Source organism: Fictibacillus phosphorivorans, from assembly GCF_007673525.1.
Taxonomy (GTDB): domain Bacteria; phylum Bacillota; class Bacilli; order Bacillales; family Fictibacillaceae; genus Fictibacillus; species Fictibacillus phosphorivorans_C.
Map to the genome: position 1 here is coordinate 139,346 of NZ_VDZU01000002.1, position 14,353 is coordinate 153,698.

17 protein-coding genes are annotated in these 14,353 nt (G+C 38.3%); 1 reads left to right on the forward strand and 16 read right to left on the reverse strand.

Annotation, left to right across the window (positions count from 1 at the left end; translation table 11 throughout):
* Nucleotides 1-3 precede the first annotated feature (3 nt).
* The 9 genes from essB to FS458_RS18305 all read right to left on the reverse strand — a co-directional run bounded on the left by essB (nucleotide 4) and on the right by FS458_RS18305 (nucleotide 7,131).
* Complete coding sequence (essB, locus tag FS458_RS18265; protein ID WP_144704139.1) at nucleotides 4-1,320, reverse strand: type VII secretion protein EssB; 1,317 nt, start codon at nucleotides 1,318-1,320, stop codon at nucleotides 4-6.
* 13 nt (nucleotides 1,321-1,333) lie between these two features.
* Nucleotides 1,334-1,573 carry an EsaB/YukD family protein gene (locus FS458_RS18270; protein ID WP_144704142.1) on the reverse strand — a complete coding sequence of 80 codons (240 nt, stop codon included), beginning with the start codon at nucleotides 1,571-1,573 and terminating at the stop codon, nucleotides 1,334-1,336.
* A gap of 79 nt (nucleotides 1,574-1,652) precedes the next feature.
* Nucleotides 1,653-1,946, reverse strand: a complete 294-nt coding sequence (locus FS458_RS18275; protein ID WP_137791490.1) for a WXG100 family type VII secretion target — start codon at nucleotides 1,944-1,946, stop codon at nucleotides 1,653-1,655.
* A gap of 466 nt (nucleotides 1,947-2,412) precedes the next feature.
* A complete protein-coding gene (locus FS458_RS18280) occupies nucleotides 2,413-2,835 on the reverse strand; it encodes a DUF6526 family protein (RefSeq protein WP_144704145.1) in 423 nt (140 codons plus the stop codon).
* A gap of 27 nt (nucleotides 2,836-2,862) precedes the next feature.
* Nucleotides 2,863-3,960: an ABC transporter permease gene (locus FS458_RS18285; RefSeq protein WP_144704148.1), complete on the reverse strand. Its 1,098-nt coding sequence runs from the start codon at nucleotides 3,958-3,960 to the stop codon at nucleotides 2,863-2,865.
* Nucleotides 3,957-4,883: an ABC transporter ATP-binding protein gene (locus tag FS458_RS18290; RefSeq protein ID WP_144704151.1), complete on the reverse strand. Its 927-nt coding sequence runs from the start codon at nucleotides 4,881-4,883 to the stop codon at nucleotides 3,957-3,959. The genes FS458_RS18285 and FS458_RS18290 overlap by 4 nt, the downstream gene beginning before the upstream one ends.
* A gap of 23 nt (nucleotides 4,884-4,906) precedes the next feature.
* Nucleotides 4,907-5,260, reverse strand: coding sequence for an ArsR/SmtB family transcription factor (locus tag FS458_RS18295; RefSeq protein ID WP_313957543.1), 354 nt, complete (start codon nucleotides 5,258-5,260; stop codon nucleotides 4,907-4,909).
* A 29-nt stretch (nucleotides 5,261-5,289) separates the two neighbouring features.
* The gene (locus tag FS458_RS18300) at nucleotides 5,290-5,973 is read right to left on the reverse strand and encodes an SIMPL domain-containing protein (protein ID WP_144704154.1); all 684 of its coding nucleotides are present in this window, start codon (nucleotides 5,971-5,973) and stop codon (nucleotides 5,290-5,292) included.
* A 228-nt stretch (nucleotides 5,974-6,201) separates the two neighbouring features.
* Nucleotides 6,202-7,131 (reverse strand): dipeptidase, encoded by a 930-nt coding sequence (locus FS458_RS18305; RefSeq protein ID WP_144704157.1) that lies wholly within the window; start codon nucleotides 7,129-7,131, stop codon nucleotides 6,202-6,204.
* A 126-nt stretch (nucleotides 7,132-7,257) separates the two neighbouring features.
* On the opposite strand from FS458_RS18305, the gene FS458_RS18310 reads away from it, so the two are divergent.
* Nucleotides 7,258-8,919 (forward strand): glutamine--tRNA ligase/YqeY domain fusion protein, encoded by a 1,662-nt coding sequence (locus FS458_RS18310; protein WP_144704160.1) that lies wholly within the window; start codon nucleotides 7,258-7,260, stop codon nucleotides 8,917-8,919.
* 46 nt (nucleotides 8,920-8,965) lie between these two features.
* Here the strand turns inward: FS458_RS18310 and FS458_RS18315 are convergent, their stop codons facing one another.
* The 7 genes from FS458_RS18315 to FS458_RS18345 all read right to left on the reverse strand — a co-directional run bounded on the left by FS458_RS18315 (nucleotide 8,966) and on the right by FS458_RS18345 (nucleotide 14,347).
* Nucleotides 8,966-9,769 carry a SoxR reducing system RseC family protein gene (locus FS458_RS18315; RefSeq protein WP_144704163.1) on the reverse strand — a complete coding sequence of 268 codons (804 nt, stop codon included), beginning with the start codon at nucleotides 9,767-9,769 and terminating at the stop codon, nucleotides 8,966-8,968.
* Between the two features lie 149 nt (nucleotides 9,770-9,918).
* Nucleotides 9,919-10,329, reverse strand: a complete 411-nt coding sequence (locus tag FS458_RS18320; RefSeq protein ID WP_144704166.1) for a hypothetical protein — start codon at nucleotides 10,327-10,329, stop codon at nucleotides 9,919-9,921.
* Nucleotides 10,330-10,511: 182 nt separating this feature from the next.
* Nucleotides 10,512-10,763 (reverse strand): hypothetical protein, encoded by a 252-nt coding sequence (locus tag FS458_RS18325; protein ID WP_144704169.1) that lies wholly within the window; start codon nucleotides 10,761-10,763, stop codon nucleotides 10,512-10,514.
* 6 nt (nucleotides 10,764-10,769) lie between these two features.
* Nucleotides 10,770-12,905 (reverse strand): T7SS effector LXG polymorphic toxin, encoded by a 2,136-nt coding sequence (locus tag FS458_RS18330; RefSeq protein ID WP_144704172.1) that lies wholly within the window; start codon nucleotides 12,903-12,905, stop codon nucleotides 10,770-10,772.
* An 18-nt stretch (nucleotides 12,906-12,923) separates the two neighbouring features.
* Nucleotides 12,924-13,193 (reverse strand): DUF5344 family protein, encoded by a 270-nt coding sequence (locus FS458_RS18335; RefSeq protein ID WP_066390952.1) that lies wholly within the window; start codon nucleotides 13,191-13,193, stop codon nucleotides 12,924-12,926.
* A complete protein-coding gene (locus FS458_RS18340; protein ID WP_144704175.1) occupies nucleotides 13,193-13,621 on the reverse strand; it encodes a YwqH-like family protein in 429 nt (142 codons plus the stop codon). The genes FS458_RS18335 and FS458_RS18340 overlap by 1 nt, the downstream gene beginning before the upstream one ends.
* A gap of 192 nt (nucleotides 13,622-13,813) precedes the next feature.
* Complete coding sequence (locus FS458_RS18345) at nucleotides 13,814-14,347, reverse strand: M15 family metallopeptidase (protein WP_144704178.1); 534 nt, start codon at nucleotides 14,345-14,347, stop codon at nucleotides 13,814-13,816.
* Nucleotides 14,348-14,353: the final 6 nt, after the last annotated feature.

Sequence of the window (14,353 nt, forward strand, 5' to 3'; positions counted from 1 at the left end):
CCTCTAATTCGCATTGGTCGGTTTCGGTGGTGTTGCAGGCTTTTGCTTCTTTTCAGCAGCTGCTGCTTCTTCCTTAGCCTTTTGTTCCATTGCTTCTTGTTCTTTTTCCTTTTCTTCTTCAGCTTTTCTTTCTTCTTCTTTAAGTCTCTCTTCTTCTTCTTTAATTGCTTCTTGCTCTTCAAGATACTCATCTATTTCAGCTTGTACTTCTTTAATTTTTTGCTGTTTTTCTTCACTGCTCAATTTATCATCAGATTTTAATTCTTCACGATATTTGATAAGTGCGAACATAATAAGGTCTTTATCTTCTAAAGAACGGGCGATATCTAGCGCTTCCTTCGCATTCCCTCGTCCGATATGTATCCAATATTGAAAATAGAGAGGTTCCGATTGTAAGGAAACGGTGTTTTGTATATTTTCTTTTTGCTCTTCAGTAAGTGATTCATTGATTATGTAAGATGAAGCTAACTGGTACTGAACCACATTTGGCATATCTTCAACATCATAATCAGACATCACTTCCACGACTTCACTGTATTCTTTACCTAGAAAATGTTCGTTACTGTTAACAAAAGCTTCTTGTCTAGGCTGTAAAAAGAACAGGGAATAGATCGTATATACAATAGCTGGGATGAAACATATCAATAAACCTAATGATGCATATTGTGTAAACTTCCATTTCTTTTGTGGAATATTTAGCATTAATTTATCTTTTTCATCTATGTCATTTAATTTTTTTTGTATGAAAAGTAACAGTCCATTCAAATCATCGACTTCTAATACCTCTTTTGCTATGGTTGATAATTCGATGGTTTCATGAAGCTTTAAGTAATCATGAAAGGAATGTTTACCGTCTACTAAGAAAGCAATCGTAGCTTTAAGCTCTTTCCAAACTCTTTCATGCTCTGCTTCGTAAGGAGGAATACTTTCTTTCACTCCATAATGTAGGAAAGCTGGTGATAAACTTTGATCAAATACTATGTTTTCAGGACATACTACCAAATGTAAACGATTCAATGTGTGTTCTTTTACTTTTTTTGTTAGTTGAAACGCAAACATCCATTTACTTCTATCATTTTGACTTGTTAATTCGGGAAAATACCGGTAATTAGAGTGGGGGAGGATAGTAATCTTAAGCTCGTTTTCATCAACGATAATGGACCTTTGGATGTCTGAATCTAATTCTTTTAAAAGTTCTACTTCAATAACGTTATCTAGTTTTATTTTTTCTTTTTGAAATGCAAAAGTAATAGAATCCTCATCTCTACTAATCTGGGATTCTAAGATTTGTTCCAAATATGTTTTATTTTTTTCGGTCATTGCTTAGACCCCCTCAAAGAATTTCAAAACGATCACCTGTTAATATTCCACTCTCTATTAGCTTTTGGTTTCCGGAGAGTACAATATTTTTATTTGGCACACGTACCCAGTAACCGTCTCTAGGCGGAGAGTCAATTTCTTTTGTTTGCCAAACAATATCTATCACTTTTTTAACAGTATGGAAGTTTGAAAGTCGAAGATCAAACGCTTCCCCTGTATAATTTTTTAAATCTACGGTAACTTCAATGTACATAATCATCACCTCAAAAAATGAAGAGCGCCTTTAATAAAGAAGGCGCCCCCATGAAACAAAGTACCAAAAGTTAAAAAGGTTACCCTCTAATTTGGCTTGCGATTTGGTTATCAGCGTCTTCTAGAGCTCTAGATGTATTGTTAAGTTGAGCGGAGATATCTTCAAGCAACTGTTGCATTTGAAGGAAAGATGGTTTTAATGCCTCATATTGTTGGCTGAAAGCTTTACTTGCTTCCCCTTCCCACATACCTTCTAATTGGCTGATCATTGCATTCAAGCGTGAAACTTGCTCTCCTACTTGGCTACTTTCATTGGAGTAACGACCTGACATATCTACTAACTCTGCTGGTGTAACGCGAATAATTCCTGACATTTTCTTCTCTCCCTTATTTTTTAAAATTTATAAACAACGATCTTTAAGATCGGTTGCTTCCAATTAGAAATGGATAAATACACCTATATTTGCCCTATTATGGAAATAACGAAACCATAAATTTGTAAATTTTTGATACTATTTACTTATCACTATCAAAACCCTTGGTATGAGTGACGTTAGAGCAACGGAATATTTTCTACCCAAACCAATTACTACCATATTTTTACACGATATTTCAATAACTATCTTATCTTTTATCGAATTTTGAATCCTTATAACCATGATTAAAGTCCCGATATAATTTTCCGTAAGTAATTCCCTCTCCCTTTTATACTACAAAATTACCTTTAATTTAAAATGTTAATTTGTATTCTCAAATAATTTTTATGGAGATCTATTTCCATATTTTAATGTAAAATAGACAAAAAGACGCATGGACTCAAATCCCAGCGTCTTTTTGCATTTAGATTCTATAATGATCTGCTTTCCAGTTCGTAATTGCTTGTTTAATTTCCTTCGGTTTCATGTTTTCAACTGCTGCTTTCTCGGCCAAAAGCGGAAGTTCTTCGTCTGGTGCAAATCGAAGGGCTACGATCTGCCCAGCAGTAAGTCTTTTATCTAACAACTTTCCTGTTAATACGTAATAGCGTAAGTTCTCTTCTGCTCGAATCGCACGATCTTGAGCTTTCAATGGATATAAGCGAAGTAAAGCAAACGTCACTAACAGACTGAGTGCCATCACAATTAATATCACGCCTAGAAACTTATCTTCTGCTTTAAACAGATAGACAATGCTTGTGATAAGACCTCCAAGGACAAGCAAAGAAAGTACATAATGATAGATGGGGTGCATACGTGCATGATTGTTGTAATTTTGTGTATTCAATTCGTTCTCCTCTTTCTGTTACTTTATCTATTCCCACTTAAACGTAAAACTTGCCACGATAAACGCTCCGATCAACCAGCCACCGAGAATCATGGCCTCCATGCCGAGATCTAAAAACGACGCACCTACGTTCATCGTCTCACGAAGAGCATGGCTTAAGTGAGCAATCGGTAAAATTTGTACAAACGGCTGCAAAAACTCCGGCATGTCTCGTATCGGAAAGAACACACCACCTAAAAACAGCATCGGAAACGATAGAAAACCGGCAATCGGTCCCGCACTCTCAGGAGTCTTAGCAATACCTGCGATAATGAAGCCGATCGCCATAAAGGCTAACGTCCCAAGCGTGACAAACGCGATCACGGTTAACCATGAACCTCTCACTTCAATGCCGAACGCAGCCCAAGCGACAGCTAATACAATCATCGCTTGCAAACCGTTCAGCATAAAACGAGCTGTAATCTGCGCTGCAATAAATGTAGATGCTTTAAGTGTTGTTCCTTGCATACGACGTAAGATTCCACGTTCACGCCATGATGATATCTGGCCTGCCACTCCGTTCATGTTATTGCTCATGATCATCATCGCCACGATTCCCGGTACTAGGAAGTCGATGTAACGAAGGTTAAGCGCCTCTACCCCTTTTGATTCTGTTATAACAACAGGTTCATAGCTCACTGATTTTTTACTGATTGTGTCAACTGCATTATCGACAAGCTGAAGTCCGACTTGGGACATCGCCATGTTCGTTTCATTATAATAAACAGGCAGTTTAAAAGGATCTGCTTTGTTTCCACCAGCAAGATTTTCACCATAGCCTTTCGGGATCGTAATAACGAGCGTTAGGTCACCTTGCTTCAGCTGATCTAACACATCTTTTTCGTTTGAACTTTTTTCAAGGGATACCGCTTCGTTTTTTTCCATTTCTTTCACTAAGTTCTTTGACTGTTCACTCTTATCCTGATCAACAACAGCTGCCGTAATGGATACGCCATTACCGTTTCCTAAGAATGAACCTAACATGACCATCAGAACGATAGGAAATGCGAGGGTCCAGAACAGTACTTGTCTGTTTCTAAGGAAGATCCGAAGCTGAGCGAGTGTTAATAGATAGTATGATCTCATCCTTCTCTTAACCTTCTTCCTGTCATGTGGATAAACACATCTTCAAGTGTTGCCGTTCTCGTTTGTAGGTCTACAAGCTTCAGCTGTTTTTCAGACGCGATAGCGATTAAGCTAGTTAACGTCTTCTGTAGATCATCCGTATAGAGAACATGCACATCTTTTTGGCTGCCCACTTGCTTCACTCCGTCAATCTCTGATAAAGCAATATCTACTTCATCGTTAAACTTAAATTCAACCGCACTATCCGACTGAAGATTTCTTACGAGTTCACTCGGAGTGTCTAGTGCAATTAGCTTTCCTTGGTCCATAATCGCGATACGGTCACATAACACATGTGCCTCATCCATGTAATGAGTCGTCAGTACAACGGTTTTGCCCCGTTCCTTCAAACGTAAAATAATGTCCCATAACGTACGGCGTGCTTGTGGATCAAGTCCAGTCGTGGGTTCATCCAAGAAAATAATCTGCGGATCATGCACGAGTGCAAGGGCAATCGCAAGTCTCTGCTTTTGACCACCAGACAAACCTTTTATTCTGCTATTCTTTTTCTCTGTTAAAAGCATGTCATCAATTAATTCAGGAATTGAAATATGCTCGCGGTAAAAACTGCCGTAAAGATGAAGAATCTCATCTACGGTCAAGAGCTCAAAAAGAGTAGTAGATTGAAGTTGTACACCGATTACTTCTTTTACTTTATCAAGCTCTTTTGTAATATCGAATCCACCAACAATCGCCGTTCCTTCATCTGGCTTGCGAAGACCGACTAACATCTCAAGCGTTGTCGTCTTTCCCGCTCCATTCGGGCCGAGTAGACCGAATACCTCGCCATTATGTACAGAGAACTCACTTCCGTCCACAGCGGTGAAGTCTCCGTAGCGCTTTACTAGTTTCTGTACCTTAATTATTTCTTGCTGCGTTTCCATTATTCACACTCCAAGCATACGCCTTACTGCTTCTTTTGTTTGCTGCAGCAAAACATACCTTCAAATTTTGTCCATAGCTCTTTAAGCGTAGAAATCCATTCACATGCTTCATCCATCGAATCCGGTTTTATGGCGTAATAGCGAAAGCGCCCCTCTTTACGGTGTGTGACAAGACCCGCATTCTCTAAAACTTTTAAATGCTTTGAGATTGCAGGCAGCGACATATCAAAAGGCTGGGCTAACTCCTGCACACTCCTTTCTCCTTTTGAAAGCTGCTCGATTATCGTACGCCGAGTCGGATCAGATAGAACTGAAAATACATCATTTAAATGTTCTGCATTATATTTAACCATTTGGTTAAGTATAAGACGCAACATATCAGACTGTCAATTTGTACCTGTCCTTTCTAATTATACGTAAACTGGATTTTCACAGATGCTGTAATCTTGTTTTCCCCTGGCTGTATAGGTGTTTCAACACTTTGTGCATACATTACAGCTTGAAACGGAACGGGTCTAGGAGGTAAGGATTGAGATACCTCTTGAACGTTGACCGGTACCGGCCGAAGTGAAACTTGTAATGCCCTTGCCATAGAGATAGCTTTTTGCTGAGCATTCTGAATAGCTAGTGACAATGCTTGATTATAAAAGACATCAGGGTTTGAAACGGTGAATTGAATGGATGATACAAAGTTAGCTCCATTCGCTACCGCTTGATCAATTGCCTGCCCTGTTTGGCGAATATCTTTTACCATTACCTGCAACTGGTGCTCTACACGATATGCTCTAAATAGCTGCTGTCCATTTTCATAGTTATATTGAGGTTCAATTCGAAAACTAGATGTTTGAATATCACTTTGAGGAATACCTAATGACATAAGCGTTTGTATAACAAAAGCCGTTTTATCAGCATTCTCTTTTTGAGCCGCACTTAAATTTGGGTTTTCCGTAATGACTCCTATTGTAAGAAGAGCTCGATCCGGAACAGCAGAAACAGAACCTTCACCGGATACAATAAGACGGTTCATCGTTGTGAAGTCGTCTTGCTGCCTCACGCCTACATTTTGAAAACCTGGATGATTGTAATACATAAACAGACTCCTTCCGCCTAGTTAATCTATATAAGCTATGAGAGTTTATGAGAGAAAAGAAGAGCATTTGAAGAGGGTATTTGGGGAAGTTTTGCTAGGTCAAGAGGACTTATGCTCGGTCATGGACTTGATCGTTCGCGGCAATTACGCTCGTTCGCAACTAACACTACTATCCTTCTCCATAAAAAAAGCTGACATCCCGGGAGAATGCCAGCCTTTCCTTTCAAATTATATTTTAGAAATATAATTCATGAAGTTCTGAGAAGCAAATCCTCGGACTTCTTCTTCAGAATAATGTTTTAATAGCTCATTGATTAAGTTTTGAGTCATAGATGCATCTTCTAAATCCGTAATAAGTTGCGAGATGCCGTCAAAATCAGAGCCGAGGCCGATCTGTTTTACTCCGCCAAGTCCACAAAAATGGTCGATGTGCTTAATTAAGTCACTAATACTAGCTGCCCCTTCATTCTTCGTAAATGGCGGGTTATACACAACGTGCACGACTCCACCTTTACTAAACATCTCTTTAGCCATCTCATCCGTCAGGTTACGCGGATGGTCACACAGTACGCGTGAATTAGAATGACTGGCAAGCGGATAATCGGCAATCTCCATCACATCCCAAAAAGCACGATCACATAAATGAGATACATCGGTTAAAATTTTATTTTTATTATTGAACGCTACAATTTCTTTTCCAAATACCGTCAGACCAGCTCCACGCGGTTCTTGTGCACCATCAGCTGCAAGATTCGCGTGATTCCATGTTAGACCGATCAAAAGAACACCGAGTTGATGCAGGATGCTTAACTTCGTAAGATCATCACCAATCGCATCCACTCCTTCAAGCGTAAGAACTGCTCCAATTTCTCCATCCTTCAATGTTTGAAAGTCGTGCCAGTTCTTTAAATGCTTCATCTCTGGATTTTTACCAAGAACCTCTTTATAGAAATAGTCCACTTGCTGAAGAGCGGATTGAAATTTTTGATCGCTCGGAATAAAGGGCTCTATAAAAATCGCAAAGAACTGAACGTTCACTTTTCCCTTTTGCAGTCGTTTCTTATTTGTAGCAAGCTGTGGTGCATCTGCATAACTCAGCCTGCCTTCCGTTTCCCATAGTTTTAATAATGCATCGCAATGCAAGTCAATGACATTCATGTTGATCCCACCATTTCTTTGTTAAATAATCTCCATATCCCTAAAAGAATACGTTTAGTTGAAATTTATTTTTGTTATAATGTAAAGTATATCTTAGTTTACATATAAGGAAAGGCTTGATACGGGATGGAGAATAGTTCTTCTAATTTTATTAAAACAATCATCCAAAACGATCTGGAATCCGGAAAGCATAAGAAAGTCGTTACTCGTTTCCCTCCAGAACCTAATGGATATCTTCATATTGGACATGCAAAATCAATCGTAATCAACTTCGGACTTGCGGATGAGTTTGGTGGAGAAACAAATCTGCGCTTTGATGATACGAACCCATTAAAAGAAGACCAAGAATACGTTGATGCGATTAAGAACGACGTTGAGTGGCTTGGGTTTGAATGGGAGAACCTTCGCTTTGCTTCCGATTACTTTGAAGAAATGTATGCGCGTGCTGTGCTTTTAATTAAAAAAGGAAAAGCATATGTGGATGACCTTACGGCTGATGAGATTCGTGAGTATCGCGGAACGTTGACAGAACCAGGTAAAGAAAGCCCTTATCGCAACCGTTCTGTTGAAGAGAACTTAGATCTTTTTGATCGTATGCGTAAAGGCGAGTTTGAGAACGGACAAAAAGTACTTCGTGCAAAGATCGACATGAGTTCACCTAATATTAATTTACGCGACCCTGTCATTTATCGTGTCTCTCATGCTACCCACCACAATACAGGTGACACTTGGTGCATCTATCCAATGTATGCATTTGCGCACCCGATTGAGGATGCAATTGAGGGTGTAACACATTCGCTTTGTACCACTGAATTTGAAGACCAACGTCCTCTTTACAACTGGGTTGTGGAAGAGTGTGAGATGGAAAGCCAACCACAGCAGATCGAATTCGGCCGCCTAGGCTTAACGAATACTGTTATGAGTAAACGTAAGCTTAAGCAGCTAGTAGACGAAGGCTATGTAGATGGATGGGATGATCCACGCATGCCGACAATCTCTGGACTACGCCGTAAAGGCTATACACCTGAATCAATCGTTGAGTTTGTAAAAGCAGCTGGTGTTTCTAAAGGGTCTGGTGTAACCGACACAGCGATGCTTGAGCACTTTATCCGTGAAGATCTTAAGGTAAAAGCACCTCGTACGATGGGTATTGTTGATCCATTAAAAGTGGTAATCACAAACTACCCTGAAGGACAGGTAGAAATGTTAGATGCTGAGATCAACCCAGAAAACCCTGAAATGGGATCACGTCAGATTCCGTTCTCGCGTGAAATTTATATCGAGCGTGAGGATTTTATGGAAGATCCTCCGAAAAAGTACTTCCGTCTCTTCCCTGGAAACGAAGTTCGCTTAAAGCATGCTTACTTCATTAAATGCGAAGATTTCATAAAAGATGAAAACGGTAATGTCGTTGAACTACATTGTACGTATGATGTGGAGACGAAATCCGGCTCAGGTTTTACAGGCCGTAAAGTAAAAGGAACACTTCACTGGGTAGAAGCGACACAAGCTGTACCTGCAGAGTTCCGTATTTATGAGCCACTTATCTCAGATGCAGATATGGAAAAGGAAGAAGATAGCGAAGGCAAGACATTCTTGGATTACGTGAACAAAGATTCTCTTATCGTAAAACAAGGATTTATTGAAGCAAACATGAAGAATGCGAAACCTCAAGATAAGTTCCAGTTCTTCCGTCATGGCTACTTCAACGTAGATCCGAAGCATACAACTGATGAAAAAATTGTATTTAACGAAATTGTTTCTCTGAAAAGTTCGTTTAAATTATAGACAATAAAAGAAGGATCCGGCTGGATCCTTCTTTTTTGTTTGTACATTATCTCTTTTTGACTTTGTCTCTTTTTCGAGCTAAAAAGAATCCAACGATAAAAATAATTATGCCGAACCAAAGATAGAAAGCAATAAGCCATTGATTAAGATTACCGATAAAGGAATTAATAAAAAGTCCTAAAAAAGCCCCTGCAAACCAAAGCTTCATAGCCCAACTTGCCGCGGTATACGGCCAACTCTTACCTTCTAACTGATCTAAATAAGAATAATTAAGGCCAATTTGTTCTTCATGACCCATTTGGAGAAAAGCAGCTTCAACGTTGTATTTTTTACAATTCACAACGATATCATGCCAGCTAAGGGGCAAACAATGATCCTCTGGGTATACCTGTTTCCCATCTGCTTCACTTAGATAGACAGGCAAGACCTTAGCTCCATCGGGCAATTCAATAAATCTCAGCTGTCCTTCCACTGTTAAAAGGATATTAGCTCCTCCACGCTTTTTTAATTCTCTAATAGCATATTCTCTCATGAGAAGCTTCATATCATCTTTACGAAGAACTACCATAGATTCATGATTAGGATTGATTAGAAGTAGTTGCTGTTTATTTCGCAACGTGGTCTTCAACACAGTCAATGCATCTGTTCTCTTTGTATTCAAATGAGTTTGAAATGCATGTACCGCTTCCACATCTGTAAAAACAACGAGCCCCTCTCCTTCATCTGTTTTTATACGAAGTTCAGATTCAGGAAGTAGAAGATATTTCACTTTCGAAGCTAACTGAGGAAAGGCATGCTTCGGCTCTAGAGTTCCATCTTTTAACTGGTTAAGTAATAATGCTGGTTCCATGTAAACCCCATCCTTTAAAATATCCAATTTAATCTTCAGTGATCATAAAAAGGACTTGAGCTCTAGTTATAATATAATTTAGAACTTTTCATAAGGGATAATGCCGGACTATTAAAAATCTAAGTAACTCTAATAAAAAATCTTTAAACCTAATTATTATAGAGTATATTAATTTGTGTCTGGCGAGACCTGAAATCTTCCCATTGAATAATTTTTCCCCAATTAAATAAATTCTCATCTAGCAAACCTTGAGGGTATCCTAACTGTTCACACAACCACTCACCGTGTAAATCTGCATTTGGTTCAACATCCCATTCATTTAAAGCAGGGTCAAAAACAACTAAATTTACAGAAGTTATTAAACTATTAGCTGATGCTAATCTGACATAAAAATTTTTATTACCCAGCATAACAGGCTTTATAAATCTAACTGATTCACCATTAGCAATGATTTTTATTTCTTCATTCGGAAAGTAATTTATTACCTCAGTAATTTTAGTACTAGGTGAAATTTCAAAACCGTCAATAATAATTATTCCATCATTCAAACTTCCTATCATGGCAAATATCCTCTATTTTTCCAAGCTGTATACTTACTAATTTCACTGCTAAATAAAAAGATGGCCTCTAGCAGATATCATCTGATAGAATAAATTTCTTAGAATTCTTTAATTATATATTTCAAAGCTTAAACGGTTCCTTCTTTTCAAAAATATCTCTTGAAATTTTTTTAAGTTAAGGCTTATCTATTTCTTTCTTTTCTATTTTTTCTCATCACTAAGTATTTTAATAATAATTCACATGCATCACTTTCATTTTCAAAGGAATCTATAATATTTATTTCCCCTCTTTCCAAAGATTGATATACCTGCCACTGGTTAGTATCTTTTAGTAACCCCATTTCTAATTCACGAATAGGTTTTTCTCCTAAATTATAATCATTTTCCTCAATTCCCAAAATTTCAAGTTTGGCTTTTAAATCATTTATATTCATTTCCTATTATCCTCCATTACTTAAATCTCTTAGAAATCCAAAATCTTTTAAATACTCTACTGAAATTGGCAAGTTCCATTGTGTTCCTCCTCCTGGTGCACCGAATGCAGAAGCTATTCGTCCTCCAAAAGTCCTGAAATTTTCAATATCATATCCATATGCTTTAGCATCCATGTAAAACTCTTCTTTTAATAGCTGATCTGGCCAATTTTCAATTGTACTTTTCAACTCACTAAAGTCTTTTATTACCTCATATTGATGATATGCATAAGGATTTTCGATATATGGCAATGCTCTCTGTTCAAAGGAATAGCTTTTCCCATTATTTATTGGAGAGGTATAAGTTCCATACTCACTTCCATACCTATCAATCTTGTCTCCAACTTTTGGCCCTATTATTTGTTTAATTGCATTACCAAGTTCATCTACTTCATATCCTTCAGCAGGTGGCCATTTAACTTTCCCAGTATCACTATCAATAATTTTGACATCAGCCAAAACTTGTACGTCTGTTTTTATACCTGCATTGAGTGCTTTATAAAAAACTTGGATATTAGCTTGAACCTTATCCCTAGGTGTAAGACTAGATTTATTAATATCATTGATTAATGCCTTTACACTTGTGTCATCTAAGGTAGAAAAATCTATATTCTTTAAAATATCATCTATTTTATTACTACCTGTCCCTGTTTTCTTAGAAGACTGTTGCACCGATTCTCTTACTGTCTTCGTTTCAGAAATCACTCTTCTTACTGTATGACCGGTTGATGTTACTAGCTTCTCCACTCGAAAATTTATTGGCATTCTTGTATTTCCAACATTTGTACGAATGGTTTTGAAAAGATTCTGCGCTTTGCCTACTTGCTGCTTAGTATATTGAGTACTATACGGAAACTTATTTTGCAGCACTTTACCAATATCCATACGATCCAACGCATACCCAGCACTACCCACACCTGCAATTGCAAACGCATTAAATAGACTTTGATTTCTTTGCTCTTCTGACAACTCATTTCCGAACATATCTTTACCTGTAAAATACTCGCCGAATCCATTTGCAGATACAAGGCCATAAATACCGTATTCTGCTTTTTGAAGTCTCGTAAGACCTTGAGCTGTTTTATATGAATCGAGCATGTGATCGGCAGTATTTGCGGCTTTTACTGTTTTATAAATAGCTGATCCGCCCTTAACCGCTCTTCCAGCCCAGCCGATGACCGGTATAAACCCAGCTGCGGCCATAGCGCCTGCTGTAATACGTTCGGCTTCCGAAAGCTTTCTTCCTGTAACTGGATCAACACCTGTTGATGCACGGATGGAATCATAATACCCTGTGACTTCCCCAGTAAAGGTAGAGACTGTATCCCATGCTTTTTCATACCATGGACGGTTCTCCATCTCTTCCATCTCTTTTTGTATCTCTCTTGCTTCTTTTTGTTCTTTCTTAAAGTTTATGTACTTATCATTCTCTTCTTTTACTTTGGTGATTGCTTTGTAGACTTCGCTGTTATGATAAGCTTCCGCATTGAAGTATAACGGTGATATGGTTTCACCTTGTCGTGTCGCTTCCATTAATTGAGCAAATAGTGCATAAATATATTGTTCTTGTCCTTGAGACACAGCATATTCATCGGTTAATCTTTGATCTAACTCAATAACCTTTTCAACCGTTTCTGACCGACGCTTTTCAACTTTATGCATTTCGTCTTCAAAAGCATCCTTCGAGAACACAGAAAGAGAGACCAGATCACTGATGTCGCTAAAAATGCGTTGTAGCGCATCTTGTTGATCTGCTACTATATCTTTTGCCATTCTCCCCGCTCGTTCTACGTTCTCTTCTAAAAATGGAACCTGAACAACCGTATCCCCCGAAAGATCAACTTCCTCTGTATCACCTGGAATTCCTTTGAAAAATAACACATTTATATCAATCAATTGTATCCATGCATCTACTACATCAATTTGTCCCTGATAAAAGCCCTTAATGGCTTCAGCTCCCTTACCTTGAAAGTCGCTGTCGTCTGCAATCTTAGCAAGCTCTGTTTTTAAGGTTTGAAACTGCTCTCTTAGTCTTTCATATTGATGGGCTCTTTCTCCAGTTGCAGCATTTAAAGTTGAAGCTTCAAGTACATGACTTCCCATTTTCCAGATGCCCTCTTTCTATTTATTTCTAAAAATCGCTTCATCCTGATTCTTTAGAATCTCAATATTCGCTTTTGTATCCTCAATATTTTTTGTTACTACATTCATGTACTCAAGTATCATCTTATGAAGATTTTCTTCACGCTGCAGAAATTCTTTCGTAAACTGAAGTTCGTTCTTTCCAAGTGCTCCAGCTGAAGGACTAGGAAGAGTAAGCGCGTCAAGCGCTTTCTGTGTTTCACCGAGTTGTTGAGTAACATCATGAAATTGTAGCTTTATGGTCTGCATTAAAAGATCCTCCTTTTCAGATCATCAATTCGGCTTCCAAGTTCCTCAAGAGCATCTTCTCCCTTGTCTAGCAATTGACTAGCCTCATTTGCTAAGCCGCCAATAACATTCAAAGATTCTCTCTCTACTTTTAATAGACCAATTACAACACCAATCTTCTGTTGATAATCCTCATAATCGTCATTTACAATGTCTTGCATAATCTTATATGCTTCTTCTCTCGATTGGTCAAAGGCTTTCGCTCGATTTCCCATCCACAAACTACCAAGCTCTGGTTCTAGAATTTTGCGAATTTCTTGCATACTCGTGTTCTGTTCTTGGTTAATCTCACCTTTAGCTCGCTGCAATCTCGCTATCTTTTCATCTATGGCCGCAGTGCGACTTGATAAGCTACTATAGATAGCACTTAAATCGTCTGAAAATCCCACACCTATACCTCCTATATCACCTAGTTACTTATTCATCAGGTCAAATTTCCTATCATTATATAAAAATACCATTAATAGTTATAATTTTCCACGTAAAATATACCCTCTTTTCTCCTAAAATAAACCAGTTAAAATAGTACTTTATTCACCGCTTTTAAAAAGTGAACAGAAAAATAGAACTAAGGATTTCCCTTAGTTCCTAATGTTAGCTGGAGGCCTTTCCCCATACCGTAACTCCCGAATACTCAATCCAAAATCCATCTCAAGGTGCGGATAATCCTTAAAACCAGCCCAATCTCCACCCCACTCAAAGCCCAAATCTTTGGCGATCCCAACCACTTCCATCCAATCCGACTGTCCATTTCCATTGTCGTCTCGTTCGAGCTCCCACACCACTGAGCCATCATCCAGCTTAAGAGCAAAATCAATCGCTAGACCGTAGTTATGATAAGATTCGCCACCTTCAACATGAGTCACAATGGTTCCTTCTCTTGAACGGCCTTGTTCATACAGCCGATCCTGTTCGGCTGCGGATCGAAAATCATCGGTTATTACAATATTAATTCCTTTTTCGGACGCTTTTTGTATTAAAAGATCACGGTTCTCTGCCACGATCGGATGCAATTCAGTAGGCAGTGGTGTGTTCCTCTTTTTCCATTCCAATGTGATCAGATAAAAGATAGATGCAAGGACTGCGAGAAACAGTATACTTTTGAATATTTTCAATGAAAC